The 17772-nt window shown below is 63.5% G+C and carries 14 protein-coding genes; 3 read left to right on the plus strand and 11 right to left on the minus strand.

Features of this window, described 5'->3' with window-relative positions; translation table 11 throughout:
- Positions 1–3: 3 nt before the first annotated feature.
- From AC3WJP_RS02985 to AC3WJP_RS02995, 3 genes are read left to right on the plus strand one after another with little or no spacing between them, the layout of a single operon-like run.
- Positions 4–897, plus strand: a complete 894-nt coding sequence (locus AC3WJP_RS02985) for an ABC transporter permease (protein ID WP_493719744.1) — start codon at positions 4–6, stop codon at positions 895–897.
- A gap of 10 nt (positions 898–907) precedes the next feature.
- On the plus strand, positions 908–1891 hold the full coding sequence (locus AC3WJP_RS02990) for an ABC transporter ATP-binding protein (protein ID WP_493719745.1): 984 nt from the start codon (positions 908–910) through the stop codon (positions 1889–1891).
- Positions 1888–2895, plus strand: coding sequence for an ABC transporter ATP-binding protein (locus AC3WJP_RS02995; RefSeq protein ID WP_493719746.1), 1008 nt, complete (start codon positions 1888–1890; stop codon positions 2893–2895). The genes AC3WJP_RS02990 and AC3WJP_RS02995 overlap by 4 nt, the downstream gene beginning before the upstream one ends.
- Here AC3WJP_RS02995 and AC3WJP_RS03000 read toward each other — a convergent pair.
- The 11 genes from AC3WJP_RS03000 to AC3WJP_RS03050 form a co-directional block, all read right to left on the minus strand.
- Entirely contained in the window at positions 2885–3739 is an 855-nt protein-coding gene (locus AC3WJP_RS03000) for a LysR substrate-binding domain-containing protein (RefSeq protein ID WP_493719747.1), read from the minus strand. The genes AC3WJP_RS02995 and AC3WJP_RS03000 overlap by 11 nt on opposite strands.
- 141 nt (positions 3740–3880) lie before the next feature.
- Positions 3881–4738 carry a sulfurtransferase gene (locus AC3WJP_RS03005; RefSeq protein WP_493719748.1) on the minus strand — a complete coding sequence of 286 codons (858 nt, stop codon included), beginning with the start codon at positions 4736–4738 and terminating at the stop codon, positions 3881–3883.
- A 43-nt stretch (positions 4739–4781) separates the two neighbouring features.
- The gene (locus AC3WJP_RS03010; protein ID WP_493719749.1) at positions 4782–6134 is read right to left on the minus strand and encodes an LLM class flavin-dependent oxidoreductase; all 1353 of its coding nucleotides are present in this window, start codon (positions 6132–6134) and stop codon (positions 4782–4784) included.
- A gap of 25 nt (positions 6135–6159) precedes the next feature.
- On the minus strand, positions 6160–6984 hold the full coding sequence (locus AC3WJP_RS03015; protein WP_493719750.1) for a class II aldolase/adducin family protein: 825 nt from the start codon (positions 6982–6984) through the stop codon (positions 6160–6162).
- A gap of 11 nt (positions 6985–6995) precedes the next feature.
- Entirely contained in the window at positions 6996–8327 is a 1332-nt protein-coding gene (locus tag AC3WJP_RS03020) for a TldD/PmbA family protein (RefSeq protein WP_493719751.1), read from the minus strand.
- Positions 8327–9757: a TldD/PmbA family protein gene (locus AC3WJP_RS03025; protein ID WP_493719752.1), complete on the minus strand. Its 1431-nt coding sequence runs from the start codon at positions 9755–9757 to the stop codon at positions 8327–8329. The genes AC3WJP_RS03020 and AC3WJP_RS03025 overlap by 1 nt, the downstream gene beginning before the upstream one ends.
- Before the next feature lie 40 nt (positions 9758–9797).
- Positions 9798–11435 (minus strand): ABC transporter ATP-binding protein, encoded by a 1638-nt coding sequence (locus AC3WJP_RS03030; RefSeq protein WP_493719753.1) that lies wholly within the window; start codon positions 11433–11435, stop codon positions 9798–9800.
- A gap of 1 nt (position 11436) precedes the next feature.
- Complete coding sequence (locus AC3WJP_RS03035) at positions 11437–12459, minus strand: ABC transporter permease (protein WP_493719754.1); 1023 nt, start codon at positions 12457–12459, stop codon at positions 11437–11439.
- On the minus strand, positions 12459–13529 hold the full coding sequence (locus AC3WJP_RS03040) for a microcin C ABC transporter permease YejB (protein ID WP_493719755.1): 1071 nt from the start codon (positions 13527–13529) through the stop codon (positions 12459–12461). Before AC3WJP_RS03040 ends, AC3WJP_RS03035 begins: the two co-directional genes overlap by 1 nt.
- Positions 13516–15405, minus strand: a complete 1890-nt coding sequence (locus AC3WJP_RS03045) for an extracellular solute-binding protein (protein WP_493719756.1) — start codon at positions 15403–15405, stop codon at positions 13516–13518. The genes AC3WJP_RS03040 and AC3WJP_RS03045 overlap by 14 nt, the downstream gene beginning before the upstream one ends.
- Positions 15386–17647: a TonB-dependent siderophore receptor gene (locus tag AC3WJP_RS03050; RefSeq protein ID WP_493719757.1), complete on the minus strand. Its 2262-nt coding sequence runs from the start codon at positions 17645–17647 to the stop codon at positions 15386–15388. The genes AC3WJP_RS03045 and AC3WJP_RS03050 overlap by 20 nt, the downstream gene beginning before the upstream one ends.
- Positions 17648–17772 lie beyond the last annotated feature (125 nt).

Genomic DNA, 17772 nt, shown 5'->3' on the forward strand with positions numbered 1-17772 from the left:
ACCATGCACGCCTTTACTGACTCATCGCCTTGGCGCGCCGTGTTGCGGCGCTTTGCCGAAAGCCCTGTGGCACTGACCGGGCTAGTGCTGCTGATCGTCATCTTGCTGCTGGCGCTGTTTGCGCCACTGCTCGCGCCACAGAACCCCTACGACCTGCAACACCTGGACTTCATGGATTCGCGGCTCGCCCCCGGCGCCGAAGCCGCCAGCGGTGCCCAGCACTACTGGCTGGGTACCGATGACCAGGGCCGCGACATGCTCTCGGCGATTCTCTACGGCCTGCGAATTTCGGTGGCGGTGGGCTTGGTCAGCACGCTGATCGCCGCGGCCATCGGCCTGGCCCTGGGGTTGCTGGCCGGCTATGCCGGCGGACGCCTCGACAGCCTGATCATGCGCGTGGTCGACATGCAACTGTCGTTTCCGCCGATTCTAGTGGCGATCATCCTGTTGGCACTGACCGGCCGCGGCGTCGACAAGATCATCATCGCCCTGGTGGCCGTGCAGTGGGCTTACTATGCCCGCACGGTGCGCAGCGTGGCCCTGGTGGAACGTAGCAAGGAATACATGGAAGCCGCGCTGCTGCTGGGGTTGTCGCCCCCGCGCAAGATCTTTCGTCACTTGCTGCCCAACTGCTTGTCGCCGGTGATCGTGGTCGGCGCCTTGCAGGTGGGCACGGCCATTACCCTGGAAGCCACGCTGTCGTTTCTGGGCGTCGGCCTGCCGGTCACGCAACCCTCGTTGGGCCTGCTGATTTCGAACGGCTTCCAGTACCTGCTCAGTGGTGACTACTGGATTAGCATGTTCCCGGGTCTGGCCTTGGTGCTGACCATCATCGCGATCAATCTGGTGGCCGATCGCTTACGCGATGTGCTCAACCCACAGATGCAGCTGCATTGAGTAGTCCGCCATGCATACCTTATTGAAAGTCGAACATCTGCAGACCCACTTCCATACGCGTGCCGGCGTGGCGCGCGCCGTCGATGACGTATCGTTCAGCCTGCGCGCCGGTGAGGTGCTGGGGCTGGTGGGCGAATCGGGATCGGGTAAATCCATCACCGGTTATTCGCTGATCGGCCTGGTGAGCAAGCCCGGCAAGGTGGTCGGCGGGCAGGTCCTGTTCAAGGGCGAGGACCTGCGCGGCCTGTCCGGCAAAGCCCTGCGTGGCATCCGCGGCAACCGCATCGCGATGATCTTCCAGGACCCGATGATGACCCTCAACCCAGTGCTGCGCATCGACACGCAGATGATCGAGACCATTGTCGCCCACCGTTTGGTGAGCCATGCACAAGCCCGCCAGGACTCATTGCAAGCCTTGCAGCGAGTGGGTATCGCCGCCGCCGATGAACGCCTGCAGGCCTACCCGCATCAGCTGTCCGGCGGCATGCGCCAACGCGTGGCGATTGCCATCGCGCTGCTCAACGAGCCCGACCTGATCATCTGCGACGAGCCGACCACAGCACTGGATGTGACGATCCAGGGGCAGATCCTCCATCAGATGCAGACACTGTGCCGCGAGAGCGGTACCGCGTTGATCTGGATCAGCCATGACTTGTCGGTGGTCGCTGGTTTTGCGGACCACATCGCGGTGATGTACGCCGGGCGTATCGTCGAGAGCGGCCCCACCGATCAGGTGCTGAGCGCTCCGCGCCATCCCTACACCCAAGGCCTGATTGCCTGCGCGCCTTCACGCAACGCGCCTGGCCAGCCGCTGACACAGATCCCTGGCGCGACGCCTTCGCTGCTCGATTTGCCCCCCGGGTGCGCGTTTCGCCTGCGCTGTGGTTACGCCGATGCTGCCTGTCTACAAGTTCCCCCTGACGTGCAGGATGGGCCCCGCAGCTTGCGCTGCTTCCATCCGCTGCCGCGTCCGCTGGAGACCCCCACCGTATGAATCCGTCAACGCCTCTACTCGCCCTGCAAGGGGTGAGCAAGCGCTTCGCTACACCGCTGGACGCCGTCAGCCGTGGGCTGAACCTGCTCGGTCGCCCATTTGGCTATCATGCCGCTGCACCGGTCGTGCATGCCGTCGATAACGTCGACCTGGCCCTGTTCAAGGGAGAAGTCGTAGGCTTGGTGGGTGAGTCCGGCTGTGGCAAGTCCACATTGGGACGCATTGCCTGTGGGCTGCACCGGCCCTCGCAAGGTCAGCGTTTGTGGCAAGGCCTGCCGCTCGCACCGTTGGGCGACCGCCACGGCGCCGAGCAGTTGGCCATTCAGATGATCTTCCAGGACCCCTACGCCTCGCTCAACCCGCGCCTGCGGGTGGTCGATCTAGTCGGTGAAGCCCCGGTGGCGCACAAATTGGTCGCCCGCAGCGAGCGCGATGAGTTCGTCGGCGCGCTGCTGCACCGGGTGGGCCTGGACCCCGCCAGCATGAACCGCTTCGCCCATCAGTTTTCCGGTGGGCAGCGGGCGCGGATCGGTATCGCCCGCGCGTTGGCGGTCAATCCGCAACTGCTGGTATGCGACGAGGCAGTAGCGGCGCTGGATGTGTCGATACAGGCTCAGGTGATCAACTGCTTCATGGCGCTGCGCGCCGAACTGGGCCTGACCTATCTGTTCATCAGCCACGACCTGGGCGTGGTCCGGCACATCTGCGACCGGGTGGTGATCATGTACCTGGGACGCGTGGTCGAGAGCGCCACCAGCGGCGAGATCTTCGCCAGGGCCAACCATCCTTACACCCAGGCGTTGCTGGCTTCGTCGCCGCGGCTGGAGGTCGGCAAGCGTACCTTTTATGCCGTCGAGGGCGAGATTCCTTCGCCGCTCGATCCCCCCCGAGGCTGCCACTTCCACCCGCGCTGCCCGCATGCCAGCGCGCGCTGCCGCGAGGAAGTGCCCGCACTCAAGGAGGTGGCCGCAGGGCACCTCTCGGCCTGCCATCTCAACGATTGAGCGTGTCGCCCAGGTCGAAGGTGGATTTGAGAATGCCGTAGGCCTGGCGCACGAACGGATTCACCGCCTTGGGGCGTATCCACAGGTAGTAGCTGATGGTTGGCAAGGTCGGCAGCCCGTCCTTTTCCCCGAGGATGCGCATGTTTGGTGCCAGCGCCTCGATGCCCCTGGCGGTAACACCAAGGCCGGCATGGATCGCCGACTTGATGGCGATCAGGTTGGAGGATAAAAACGCCTGGCGCCAAGGCACCTGGTGCTCCTCGAGCGCCGCCAGGGCGTATCGGGCGAACAGGCTCGGACCGTCCGCCAGAATCAGCGGCAACGGTGCCCGACGATCGTAATTGTAGTGCTCGGAACAAAACCACACGATCGGCGAGGTGCGCAGGATCGCGCCTTCGAGTTTGTCGTCCTCGCGGGTCGAAATGCACATGTCGATTTCGCCGCGGTGCAGCGCTTCCATCAGTACCGCACTGTGCTCGATCTTGATCTCGACATCGATATGCGGCGTGGCTTTGACGATATGGCTGAGCAACATAGGCAGGATCGAATCGGCAACGTCATAGGGCGCGCCGATGCGCAGGTGCCCCGTGAGGCTGTTGTCGTACATCGAGCGCACCGTTTCGTCATGCATGGCCAGGAGCTGGCTGGCGTGTTTGAGCAGCTTCTGGCCATGGGGCGACAGCTGCTTGCTGCGCCCGCTCTTCTCGAACAACGGTAACCCCAGCTGGTTTTCCAAACGCTGCATCTGCTGGGAAACCGCCGACTGGGTCTTGTTCAACCGCACCCCGGCCGCCGAAAACGAGGAGGCCTCGGAGATAGCCACAAAGGTTCGTAGCAGCTCCATGTCAATGTTGATATTGAGTGGGTTCTGGCTAAGTAGCTCGTTACCTGGGGACACCCTGGATCACTCTGTTGGTGGGCAAGCATCCAAGGGTACTGTGCCTGATCCCCCGGCTCAATCGCAGCTTATCCAGCCACCGCTACTTCAGCGACCCAGCGCGACTGGCGCAAGCGGGTCGCTGCTCCACTCGCTCCATGAGCCGGGATATAACTGCCCCCCCGTCAGACCGGCGATCTCCAGGGCCAAGAGGTTGTGGCAGGCCGTAACCCCCGAGCCGCACTGCTGCACTGAGCTACTGGCCTCGGCGTGGCCCAGCACCTGGGTAAACTCTTCGCGTAGCCTTACCGGCGATTTGAAGCGGCCGCCATCATCCAGGTTGGCGCGAAAAAAACGATTCCGGGCCCCCGGTATGTGACCAGCGCGAGCATCGAGGGTCTCATTTTCGCCACGAAAGCGGTCCGCCGACCGAGCATCGATGATCGTCAGCGTCTTGCCCTTCTCCAGATCGGCCAACAGCTCCCGGCGCCCGATCGTGCCCACCAGAGCCGCCATACTGGCAAATGAACCCGCCGGCAGAGTGGGCTCCTGGGTCTGCAGCGCCAGACTACTGGCGACCCATGCAGGTAACCCACCATCGAGCAGGGCCACGGCCGAATGCCCTAGCCAGCGTAGCAGCCACCAAGCGCGGGCGGCGAACATGCCGCCTTGCGCGTCATACACGATTACTTGTTGCCCGTGCTGTAGGCCAAGGCTACGCAACCGCGCAGTCAGGCACTCCCGATCGGGAAGCGGGTGGCGGCCGTTACTACCGGTCTGCGCACCGCTCAGATCTCGATCCAGATGCAGGTACCGGGCGCCGGGCAGATGGCTATCGGCGTAGGCAGCTTCGCCGCTGTCAGGTGCGCTAAGGTCAAAGCGGCAATCGAAAATCATCGGCGCCGGGCCTTGCTGCAGCAGTAACGCCAATTGGTCGCAGTCGATCAGTGTGGTGTATTGAGGCATCGCTCAGGTTCCTTCGATAAGTTGGGGGGCGGCCACACAGGGCCTATGCCAGCTGCGTATCGGCCTCAAGCCGCCGGTTGGCGATGAAGGGCAAGCCAAGGTTCTCGCGCAGCGTCTGTCCCGCGTACTCCTGACGAAACAGCCCGCGCCGTTGCAGCTCTGGCACCACCAGCTCGGCGAAATCACTGATACCGCGGTGCAGCCCGGAGAACATCACATTGAAGCCGTCGGCGGCGCCACCTTCGAACCACTGCTGAAAGTCATCGGCAATGCTCTGTGGGGTCCCGATCAGGATCCGATGCCCGCCGGCCGTCAGCTGGTTGAACAACTCGCGCACGGTGGGACGCTCACGACGGATCAAATCGACCACCAGCTTCTGCCGGCTCTTGTGGCCGTTGGTGTCCAGTGGTTCGGTGGGCAGCGGCACCACGGCGTCGAACGGCAGCTCGGAGAGATCGAAGCCCAGGCCGGTGAAACGCGAAATGGAGCGCAGAAACGCCGGCGGATCGAGCAAGGCTTGTTGCTGCTCATAACGGTCCTGCGCCTCGGCCTGGGTACGGCCGACCACGGGGGACACACCAGGCAAGACTCGCACGTGTTCGGGGTTGCGCCCCAGGGCTTGAGCGCGGGCCTTGATGTCACGATAAAACGTGCGCCCCTGCTCGACTGTATGTTGCGCGGTAAAGATCAGCTCCCCTGCCCGCGCCGCCAAAGCACAACCGGCCTCGGACGATCCCGACTGGGCGACCACCGGATAGCCCTGTACGCTGCGCGCCGCATTGAGTGGACCACGCACTTGAAAATGCTTGCCGTGGTGATTGAGGACGTGCATTTTTCCGGGGTCGACGAAGCGCCCCGCGACCTTATCCTGCACGAAAGCATCGTCCTCCCAGCTGTCCCACAAGCCGGTGATCACATCGTAGAATTCTTCGGCGCGCTCGTAGCGATCGGCGTGCAGCACGTGGGCGTCGAGGTTGAAGTTTTCGCCCCCACCCAGTGACGTCACCAGGTTCCAGCCCACCCGCCCGCCGCTGAGGTGGTCGATATTGGCGAGCTTGCGCGCGAGGTTGTAGGGCTCGTTATAAGTGGTGCTGGCGGTGGCGATGAGGCCGATCTGCCGGGTGCTGACCGCCAATGCCGGCAGCAGCACCAGCGGGTCCCAGCGCACGCTGGTCGGGCTGCCGGCCAGCGAGGCGCGCTCGGGTTCGACGTTCACTGCGTCGTTGAAAAACACCGCGTGGAATTTCGCCGCTTCGAGTGTCTGCGTCGCCCAGCGAAAATGCTCGAAATAGCGAAACAGGTCGGTGTGCGCGTCCGGGTGGCGCCATATTGCGCTCATGTACCCGGCACTGGGGAGGAAGGCGCCGAGAATCATCTGCCTGGGCGAAGTGCTCATGTATTGCTCCTAAAAGTCAGGCTGCTCAGTCCAGCAGGTCCGGTTGCTCGCGCACGATGCGGTCCCACAACGGCAGAAAGTTAAGCCAGGCAAAGAACTCCTGCCCGGCGCGATCATCCTTTCGGGGCGCATCCATGTCGGGGACAATCGGAGTGCCTGCGGCATAGGCCAGCAGGTGCGCACGGGCGGTGTCGTCAGCCAGGATGCAACGCCAGGCGGCGGTCTCCACGCTCTGGCCGACCGTCCACAGGCCGTGGTTCTGCCAGAACAGCAGGTTGTTCTGGGCGAAGGTCTGCACAAAGGCCTGGCTGACCCGCTCGCGATTGCGCTCGATGTGGCCCTCGGCGTTGCGCAGGGCCAGGCGCTCGAAGATCACCTGGTCGCCGATAAAGGCATTGGACTCGGCGATGATGGGTTCGAACAGCTTGCCCAAAGATGACCACACTCGGCCATGCAAGCCGTGCACGTGGGCGATGCCGACCACATCGGGCCGCGCTTGTTGCAGATCGTAATGCAGCTCCAGCGCGCTGGTGTTGAGCACTCCTTCGCCCTCCACGACCTCGCCCTGGCCATTGACCCGCTGCAGATGCGACACGCAGATCTGCGAGAACGGCACGCCGAACGGGTTGATCCAGAAATGATCCGGTTCGATCGGGTCGCGCGCGGTGAAGTGCCCCGCTACGCCGACCTCGAAGCCCAACTGCGCGAACAGCCGATACGAGGCCGCCAGGCGTTGTTTGCGGTGCAAGCGCTCTGCCAACGGATCATCCAGGCGCGGCGGTTCGCGTAGGGTCAGGCGCTGGCGATCGGTCGGCAAGCGGTAGGCGCTCTGGGAAAACAGTGGGTTCATGTCGTCAATCCTCATAACGTGTACGTCAGCCGCTCGATCAGCGCGCCGGGGACCAGCAGCGTCTGAATGTCGCGCTGCTGGTGGGTACGGGTGCTGATGCGCAAGGTCTGCTCGCGCGTCAGGGCCAGCAGTTGCGCACCAAAGATCTCGTAGAGGGAGTCATCGAAACGCAGGGTGTCGATGGGCGCGACGATCTCGCCGTTCTCCACCCAGAAGCTGGCGAAACGGGTCATGCCGGTGACGCGCGCCGAGCCCACGTCCGAGTAATTGAGGTACCAGAGGTTGCCGATATACAACCCCGTGCCCAGCGCCTTCAGCACCTCGGCACTGGGCAGCTCGCCGCCGGCCATGACCAGCGAGCCGGGCGATTCGCTGCCATCGACGCCGTTGGCCTGCAAGCCGTACTCCAGCGCCGAGCGCGAGCTGACCAGCTGGCCAGCCAATCGGCCCTGGGTAATCAGGGCCAGGTCCTGGCGCTGCGCCCCTTCAGTGTTGAACAGCGGTTCAAGGCCGTTGGAGGCCTGCTCGCTGAGATTGAAGCGCGGCGAAAACTGCAACGTGCCCAGCTGCAACGCCTGCAGGGGGCTGCGACGGGTATTGAGGGCGCGCGCCGAGAACCCGCCGCGCAGCATATTGAGCATCGCATTGACCGCTGCGGGCGCGAGGTAGGTGCGGTATCGCCCTGGCGGCAGGAGCTTGCGCTCCTTGCCCAAGTGCGTCAGTTGCTCGCGACCAAATGCGAACTGCGCGGCCAGGGCCGCCACGTCCCACTGACTCGCCGCGTAAGTGATCTTCACCGCCTCGCCGTTGGCATGGAACAAGCTGAAGTCCAGGCTCGCGCTGATCGACACGTGCCAGCTGTGGCTCCCCCAGGAGCTGGCGAAACCGCGGTACATCGGCCCGCCGGCGTAGAAGCCGACCATGTCCAGGCCCGCGCTCAGGGTCGCTACTTGCTCGATCAGCTCCTCGGCGCTGGGAAGCTCACCCTCGGCGTGGCGATCACTGCTGAACGGCGGCTGCTCGGCCTGCAAGAATGGGTCGGCAGGCAATATCGCCAGCAGTGCACGCAACTGCTCCAATGTCGCCGCAAGCCGAGCCTGGTCGGTATCGGCATCGCCCGTGAGGCTGAGGCTTTCACTGGCATGGCGTCCCTCGCTGATCAAGCGCAAGGTGACATCCATCTGCCGGACCTGGCTGGCCTGGCGCACCTGACCGTGGTTGAAGCGGATGAACTGCGATGCCTCGGCACTGTAGGCCAAGGAAAACTGCTCGCCCACCGCCAACTGGCGCTGCACCCATTGCTGTAGCACGTCGAAGGCCTGCTGATAGAAAGCGTGGCTCATCAGGCCTGCCCCCCGAATACGTCGATCTGCTGGAACACGCACGCCGGCGTCGCGTGGCCGACCGTGATCGACTGGCTAGGCTCGCCCTTGCCGCAGTTGGGGGTGCCCAATACCTCGAAGGTGGAGCGGTCGCCCACGGCGCTGAGCTTGCGCCAGAACTGCGCGGAGATACCCCGGTAGTTGGGGTTCTTGACCACCCCCGCGAGCTGGCCGTTTTCGATCAACTGCCCCCATTCGCAGCCGAACTGGAACTTGTTACGGGCCTGGTCGATGGACCAGGAGCGGTTGGTGGCCATAAGGATTCCGTGTTCGATGTTACCGATCAGTTGCGCCAGGCTCTGGTCACCCGGCTCGATGTTGAGGTTGGCCATACGGTCGATGGGCGGGCGATTCCAGTCGCAGGCGCGGCTGTTGGCGACCCCTTCCATACCCGTGCGAGCCTGGGAGAGTGCAGCGCCAAGAGGACGCTTGAGCACACCGCGCTCGATCAACAGCTGCTTGTGAGCGGGCAGCCCTTCGTCGTCGTGGCTGTAGCTGCCCAGCTCATCGGGCACGCCGGGGTCGAAGCTGACGTTGAGCAGCGGCGAGCCGTACTGGTATTGGCCGAACATGGCCTGGGTGACAAAGCTGGTGCCGGCCAGATTGCGCTCATCGCCCAAAATGCGGTCCAGTTCCAGCGGATGGCCGATGGATTCGTGGATCTGCAGGATCATCTGGTCAGGCATCAGCAATACATCGCGCGGGCCTTGAGGGGTATTGGGTGCGGCGAGCAGTTGCAGCGCCTCGTCGGCCACTTGCTCGATCTGCCCGATAAATCCCGACTCATGCACCAGCTCCCGGTCGCCTTGGCGCGAGAAGCCCCAACTGCGGCGCTGGCTCTGCCGGCCGTCGAAGGCGGTGACATCGAGCCGTGGATGGAACACCCGCTGATGGGTGCTGATCTCGCTGCCGGTGCTGTCGAGGTACAGCTGCTGGCGGTCGGTGATGCGCAAGCCAGCGGACCAGTTCACCAACCGCTCGTGGCGCCGCACCCGCGCCGACTCGCCACGCAGCACGTCCAGCCAGTGGCGGGTGTCGGTCAACGGCGATCGAGCACCGGGTGAACGATAGTCGGCCTTGAGGCCTTCGCCCTGCAACGGCGCAAGGTGCAGCAGTGCATGGCCGGCCTGCGCCTTGGCCAACTGCAGGGCCTCTTGGTAGGCCCGTTCGAGGCCTGCCTCGGTCAAGTCGCTGGTGGCGGCGAAGGCTTCATTGCCGTCTACACGGACACACAGCATCACCCCTTGGCTGTAATGGCGGCGCGGTGGATCCACGATGTTGCGGCTGACTGACACGCCAAGGTGGTCCTGCTGCACGTAGCGCAGCGAATGGAAATGGCCTTCACGCAACCGTGACAGCCATGCCCTGAGGGAGGATGGAGCTTCGAACATTGAGTCGACTTCCTGTGCCGTTTGTCCAATGACCCGCGCGTCAGAACGCTGGAGCCTGTAGGTGTGAGGGCTGAGCGGGCGTGGCATCGTCTGCCGCCGGCAGTGGACAGCCCGGCCTGAACGCAGCCGCCAGCAGCTGTCGGGTGTAGGGGTGGGTTGGCGCATCGAACACCTGCGCGGTGGCGCCGCGTTCAAGGATCTGGCCGTCCTTCATGACCAGCAGTTCGTGGGCCAGGGCCCGAACCACCGCCAGGTCATGGCTGATGAACAGGTAAGTCAGGCCATGGTCTTGCTGCATGCGCCGCAGCAACTCGATGATCTGCTTTTGCACGGTTCGATCCAGGGCCGAGGTGGGCTCATCGAGCACGATCAAATCCGGCTTGAGCACCAGCGCCCGGGCGATGGCGATGCGTTGGCGCTGTCCACCAGAGAATTCATGGGGGTAACGGTGACGCACGGCGGGGTCGAGGCCGACCTCATGGAGCACTTGCACCACGGCTTCTTCGCGCTGCGCGGGGGTCAACGGGGTGTGGACGCGCAAGCCTTCGGCGATGATCTGCAGCACGCTCAGGCGCGGGCTCAGGCTAGCGAACGGGTCTTGAAACACCACCTGCATGCGCTTGCGCCAAGGGCGCATCTGGCGGCTGTCGAGCCCCTGCACGGAGGTGCCCGCGAACGACACTTCACCGCGCGCCGGGATCAAGCCGAGGATGGCCTGGCCGAGGGTCGATTTGCCCGATCCGGATTCGCCGACGATGCCCAGGGTGGTGCCACGCCGCACACTCAGATCGAGCCCCCGTACGGCGTGCAGATAGCGCCGGCGCCAGAACGGCCCGCCCAATGGGAAGCGCACGTCCAGCCCCTTCACGTTCAGCAACTGAGGCGATACCGCCACCGGCAACGGTTCGGCACCTGGCTCGGCATCGAGCAATTGTCGGGTATAGGCATGCGCAGGGCGTTGGAACAGGGCTTCACATTCGGCCTGCTCGACGATCTCGCCATCGCGCATCACTGCCACCCGGTGGGCAATATGCCGCACCAGGTTGAGGTCATGGCTGATCAACAACAGCGCCATGCCCAGTTGTTGTTGCAGGTCCTTGAGCAGCTCGAGAATCTTGCGCTGCACGGTCACATCCAGTGCGGTGGTGGGTTCGTCGGCGATCAGTAGCTTGGGCTCGCACGCCAGGGCCATCGCGATCATCACCCGCTGGCGCTGGCCCCCGGACAGTTCATGCGGGTAGGCATTGAGGCGCTCTTCGACCTGCTGCAAGCCGACCTGCCGGAGCAGCACCAAGGTGCGTTGGCGAATGCCGTGGCCGTTCAACCCGGTGTGCAGGCGCAGAGCTTCGCCGACCTGTCGCTCTACCGTATGCAGCGGGTTGAGGGAGGTCATGGGCTCCTGGAAAATCATCGCCACCTGGTTGCCACGCAGGGCTTGCAGGCGCCTGGCGCTGGCCCCCAGCAGCTCTTCTGCACCGAGACGAATGCTGCCCTCCATGCGCGCGCTGGCCGGCAGCAGCTGCAGAATGGAATGGGCGGTCACCGACTTGCCTGAGCCCGACTCGCCTACCAGCGCCAGGCATTCACCCCGGTGGATCTGCAAATCGATGCCACGCACCACCGGCTGGTCGTCGAAGCTGACCTGCAGGTTGCGGATATCCATCAGGTGATCGGTCATTTCAGGCTCTCGGGTCGAACGCATCGCGGCAGGCCTCGCCAATGAATACCAACAGGCTCAGCACCAGGGCCAAGGCGAAAAAAGCGGTCAGGCCCAGCCAGGGCGCCTGCAGGTTGTTCTTGCCCTGGCTGATCAGCTCGCCCAGCGATGGCGTGCCTGCCGGCATGCCGAAGCCGAGGAAATCCAGGGCCGACAAGGTGCCGATGGCGCCGGTGACGATGAAGGGCAAGAACGCGAAGGTCGCTGTCAGGGCATTGGGCAGCACATGGCGAAACATCACTTCCAGATTGCTCAGGCCCAGCGCCCGCGCTGCCTTGACGTACTCCAGACTGCGGCCGCGCATCACCTCGGCGCGCACCACGTCGACCAGATGCAGCCACGAGAACGCCGTCATGATCCCCAGCAGCCACCAGAACCCCGGCTGCACGAAACCCGAAAGAATGATCAGCAGGTACAACACCGGCAGGCCGGACCAGATCTCCAGTGCGCGCTGCCCGAACAGGTCGACCCAGCCGCCGTAATACCCCTGCAGGGCACCGGCCACGATCCCGATCAGACTGCTGATCGTCGCCAGGGCAAAGGCGAACAACAGCGACAGCCGAACCCCGTAGATCACCCTCGCGGCCACGTCCCGAGCTTGGTCGTCGGTGCCTAGCCAGTTCTCGCGGCTGGGCGCTGCGGGGGCGGGTGTGCGCAGATCGAAGTTGACCGTAGTGGCGCCGAACTCGATGGGCGCGAACTGCATCCAACCGTGCTGCTTTTCGATCAACTGGCGAAAATAGGTGCTGCGGTAATCCGGCTCGAACGGCAGTTGTCCGCCCAGTTCCTTCTCGGTGTAGGTCTCGAAAACCGGGAAGTACCAATGGCCCTCGCTGACCAGCAGCAAGGGCTTGTCATTGGCCAACAACTCGGCCCCCAGGCTAGTGATGAACAGCGTCAGAAACACCCACAGCGACCAGTAACCCCGGCGGTGAGCCTTGAACTTGCGCCAGCGGCGTTGATTGACAGGCGATAATTGCGGCATCACTTGCCCCCCGCGGAAAAGTCGATACGTGGGTCAATGAGCCGATAGCAGAGGTCGCCCAGCAGTTTGATCAGCAGCCCGGCCAGGGTAAAAATGAACAACGAACCGAACACCACCGGGTAGTCCCGGGACACTGCCGCCTCGTAGCTCATGCGGCCCATGCCATCGAGGGAGAACAGCACCTCGATCAGCAACGAACCACCGAAGAACACGTGCACCATGGCGTTGGGCAGGCCGGCCACCACCATGAGCATCGCATTGCGCATCACATGGCCGTACAACACCTGGCGCTCCCCCGCCCCCTTGGCCCGCGCGGTGATGACGTACTGGCGCGCCATTTCATCGAGAAAGCTGTTTTTGGTCAGCAACGTCAGGGTCGCGAAACCACCCACCACCAGCGCGGTGACCGGCAGCACCAAATGCTTGAAGTAATCCAGCACCTTGCCGAACGCCGACAAGGACGCAAAGCTTTCCGAGACCAGGCCGCGGATCGGGAACCAGTTCAGGCCGCTGCCGCCGCCAAATATCAGGATCAGCAACAGCGCGAACAAAAAGCCGGGCAAGGCGTAGCCGATGATGATCGCCGCGCTGCTCCAGACATCGAAGGCGCTGCCGTGCTTGATAGCCTTGCGGATACCCAGCGGGATGGAAATGCCGTAGGTGATCAGCAATGCCCACAGGCCCAGAGAGAGGGTCACAGGCATCTTCTCCAGGATCAGGTCGGTCACCTGGGTACCGCGAAAAAAACTGCTGCCGAAGTCCAGATGGGCATATTGGGTAATCATCAGCCACAAGCGCTGCAGGGGCGGTTTATCGAAGCCGTACTGGCGCTCGATATCGGCGATCAGCCGGGGATCGAGCCCGCGGCTGGCCGAGGAACCGGCGGGCGTATTCAGGGTGTCGACCGTGGCCGCGCCTGGGTCCTGCCCGCCATCCAGGCCTTGCAGCCGCGCAATGGCTTGCTCGACCGGGCCACCCGGCGCGGCCTGAACGATGGCGAAATTGACCAGCAAGATGCACATCAGCGTGGGCAGGATGAGCAGCAGGCGCCGCACGCTATAGGCCAGCATGGCGTTGTTCCTCGAGTCGGGCTTGCATCTGCACGTTGGTCAGGGGCACTTCGCTGACCTGCCACCAGGCGTCGGTGGTGGAGTCATCGGCCGAGCCCGTGGGCGGCAGGCCGAAGCGGTTCCACCACACCACCGGGCTGCCCGGCGGGTAGAAATTGGGCACCCAGTAGTAGCCCCACTGCAGCACCCGATCCAGCGCCTGGGCGTTGTCCCGCACTTGCTCGCGGGTGTCGGCCTTGATGATGTGCTCGATCAGGTCATCGACCACCGGGTTGCGCAGCACCATGTAGTTGTTGGAGCCTGAGTCCGCGGCGGCGCGGGAGCCGAAGTAGTTCAGCAACTCGCCACCTGGCGTGGCTGACACCGGGTAGCTGGCCATGATCATGTCGTAATCCCGTGTGCGCAGACGGTTGACGTACTGGGCGGAGTCGACCGTGCGAAAGTCCAGGGTGACGCCGATCTGCATGAGGTTGCGCTTGTACGGCATGATCAGCCGGCCGAACGTGGCGCCCGACGTCAGGAAGGTGAAGCGCAGCGGCTGGCCCCGCGCGTTGACCAACTGGTTGCCACGGGGCCGCCAACCGGCGGCCTCCAGCAGCGCCAAGGCCTGTAACTGCTTGTCGCGCAGCATGCCGCTGCCATCGGTGACAGGCGGCTCGAAGGCCTGGCTGAACACTTCATCGGGAAGCTGGCTGCGCCATGGCTCCAGCACCTTGAGCTCGCCAGGTCCGGGCAAGCCTGTTGCCGCCAACGGGCTGTTGGAGAAAAAACTGCGCTGGCGACGATAAGCGTTGTACAGCAGGGTGTGGTTGGTCCACTCGAAGTCCCACAACAGTGCCAGTGCCTGACGCACACGGCGATCGGCAAATTGCGGCTTGTCGAGGTTGAAGAAAAACCCCTGAGTGTTGCGGATGGCACCCGGTGCCAGATGATCGCGCTGCAAGCGCCCGTCGTCGAACGACTCGCCCTGGTAGCCCGTCGCATACTGCGCCGCCGAGCTGACACCTTGCACATCGAAAGCCCCGGCCCGAAACGCCTGGGCCACGCCGCTGCCACCGTTAGCGTAATACTCGATGCTGATCCGGTCGAAATTGAACTGGCCGCGGTTGACCGGCAAATCGGCGCCCCACCAGTGCGCGACACGCTCCAGATGCACGGTGCGGCCCGGGTCGACTTTGCTCACCCGGTAGGGTCCGCTGCCGGGCGCGGGCTCGAAACCACCGCCATTGGGCAGGTCGCGCTGCTTCCACCAATGGGCTGGCAGCACCGGCATCGTCGACAGTTCAAGCGGCAAGGTCCGGTCGTCACCATTGGCGAAATCGAAGCGGATCTGCCGCGGGCCTTCGACCGTCACGTGGCTGACATTGGCGAACTGGATGCGGTAACTCAACTTGCCGTAGGCCATCAGTTGCTCGAAGGTGTAGCGAACGTCTTCGGCGGTGATCGGCTTGCCGTCGTCGAACTTCGCCCGTGGGTCGAGGCGCAACCGCAACCAGCTACGGTCAGGCGCCAGCTCCAGGGTCTGGGCGACATCGCCGTAGACGGTGAAGGGCTCGTCCTTGGCGCGCTGGGCCAACGGCGCGTATAGCCAGCCATCAAGCTTGTCGACCCCCCGACCTTTGTCGACATAGGGAATCAAATGGTCGAACGCGGCAGCCTGGGAGACCAGACTCAAGTGCCCGCCCTTGGGCGCGCGCGGGTTGACGTAGTCGAAGTGCTCGAACTGGCGGGCGTATTTAGGCGCCTCACCATAGACGGTCAGGTAGGTCTGCGGCTGGGCGTGCACCAGCGGAGCCCCCAGCAGCAGCAACCAGACACATCGCGCCAGTTGGCGGATCGTCACTGCACGGCCAGGCTTAGTAATCGAAGCTGACATTGAGCGACACCGTGCGCGGTGCCCCTAGATAGACGGAGTTGTCGGAGGCATAAGCCCAGTAGCGGCGGTTGGCGATGTTGTCCATCGATGCGCGCAGCGTGACTTCGTGGCGGTCGACCGGGATGCGGTAGCTGGCACCGGCACCGAACAAGGTGATGCTGGGCACCTCCAAGGTATTGGCGCTGTTGGCTTGAGCCGCGCTTTTGTACGTCGAGTTGGCGTAAACCTTGAGGCCGTCGACGGCCGTGACCTTCTGGCTGACTTGCAAGCTTTGCTGGAAGCGCGAGACTCCCGCAACTCGGTTGCCGATCAGGTCGTCTTCGCCTTTGGTGAACTCGGCATCCAGCCAGGTCGAACTGCTGGTCAGCGTAGTGGTGTCGGTGGCCTCCAGACGCCCGTTGAGTTCGATGCCCTTGAACACCTGTTGGCCGTTCTGAACATAGTAGCCAGCACTGTTGCCGTACTCGGCACCGCGCTCCAGACGGAACACGGCAAGCGACCCACCCCAGTTCCTGCGATCGGTCTTGACCCCCACCTCATACTGCTTGCTTTGGACCGGCGCGAGGGTCTCGCCCGAGTTCAGATAAGTGGAGCCTGCGGTACTGCCCGCCTCGAGTGCCTCGACGTAGCTGGCATAAAAGGTGGTGTCTGGCCGTGGGCTGTACATCAGCGCGATGGTCGGGGTCAGCGGGACTTGCCGATAATGGCTGGTATTGACCCCGGCAACGTTGAAGGTGTCCTGGATATAGGTGGTCGAACGCAAGCCACCGAGCAGCGACCAGCCGTGGGTCAGGTCCAGGGTATCGCTGGCGAACAGCGAACGTTGTTCGATATCGGAGACGTGATAGGTGGGGAAGTCAGTCTGGCCGGTGTAGTCGATCGGTACCGGCGTGGTGTAGATATTAGTGTTGCCAATATAGGTCCCCAACGACGTGGTGGACGAGCGCCGATCATAGGTTTGCCGCGAGGCGCCCAACACCAGCTTGTGACCGATCGGGCCGGTACTGAAATCGCCCTGCAGCATCGCCTGGAACTGCTCGTAGTCCGCTGTGCCATCGCCGGTATTGAGCTGTTCGCGGGCATCGCCGGCCTTGTTCAGGATCGTCGGATACTCGGACAAATAGTGGCGGTTCTGGAAGAAGTGGTTGTAGTCCAGCGACCCCGACCAGGTGTCGTTGATATTCCAATGCAGGCCCGTGGCGACCATCCACATGCGCGTGTCGAAGGTCGTGCCTTCGATGCCCGGCTTGGTGTCGCGCGGGTTGGGCACCCTCGGCAGGCTGCTGCCAGTGTAGAGCGGCAGACGGTAGTTCTGCTTGCCGCCCGTGATCAGCCGCTCCTGATAGAGTGTGTCGGCAGTCCAGGTAAGGTCTGGCGTGATATGCGCGTCCAGCGACAGGGCGAACGAGTCACGATGAACATGGGAATTGGTGGGCGTTTCACCCTCTTCGTGAACCGCATTGAGGCGGTACCCGAACACATCGTCGGGACCGGTGCGCCCGCCTAGATCCACGTGTTCGCTATAGACGCTATCGGAGCGAAAGCCGGCGTCCATGCTCAATTTGGTTTCGTCGGTGGGCTTCTTGGTGACGTAGTTGACCACTCCGCCCGGCGCGCCGAAGCCGTACATGAAGCCCGATGCGCCCTTGAGCAATTGCACCGACTCGAAGGTCTCGAACGGCAGCTCAAGAGTGGTGATGAACACCGGCAGGCCATTGATCTTGTAGCTGCCGCCATTGTCCAGGCGTACACCGCGTACAGTCACGTTGCTGGCGGTGAGCGAATAGGTATTGCCGTTGGAGCCCACCGAAGAGTCGCCGCTGAACACATCGCTCATCGCCTTGACCTGGCGCTCCTCGAGTTCGGCGCTTTTGACCTCTACCACGGAAAACGGCGTCTTCAATGCGGTAGCATTGCCGAGCGCCCCACCGATGATATCGGGCCGGCGAGCCTGCCCCACGACCGTCACGGTCTTGAGCTGGGTTTGCGTGGCGGGGCGCGGTGCATCGCGTTCGATACTCAGGCCGACATCGCTGCGCACCTGATGCAGACCGGTTCCTTGCAAGGCCCGATCAATCGCTTGCCCGACCGTCAGGTCACCTTCGATGGCGCCACTCTTGAGCCCGCGCAGGGTGTTCTGCTCGAACGAAATGGCCACCGCGCCCTGCCGAGATATCTGCAGCAGCACTTGATCCAGCGCGCCGGAAGGTAACGCGAAATGGACCACTCCAGACTGAGCCAAAGCGTCCGCCGACGCTGATGGGACAGACGTCCCACCCAAAAGCCCCATCACCAGCCACGGCGCCAACACCGCTCCGTTCACATATTTCATCCCGCCGTATCCCTATCGTTTGACTGATGGGCATA

Source organism: Pseudomonas sp. GW821-FHT01A09, from assembly GCF_058986725.1.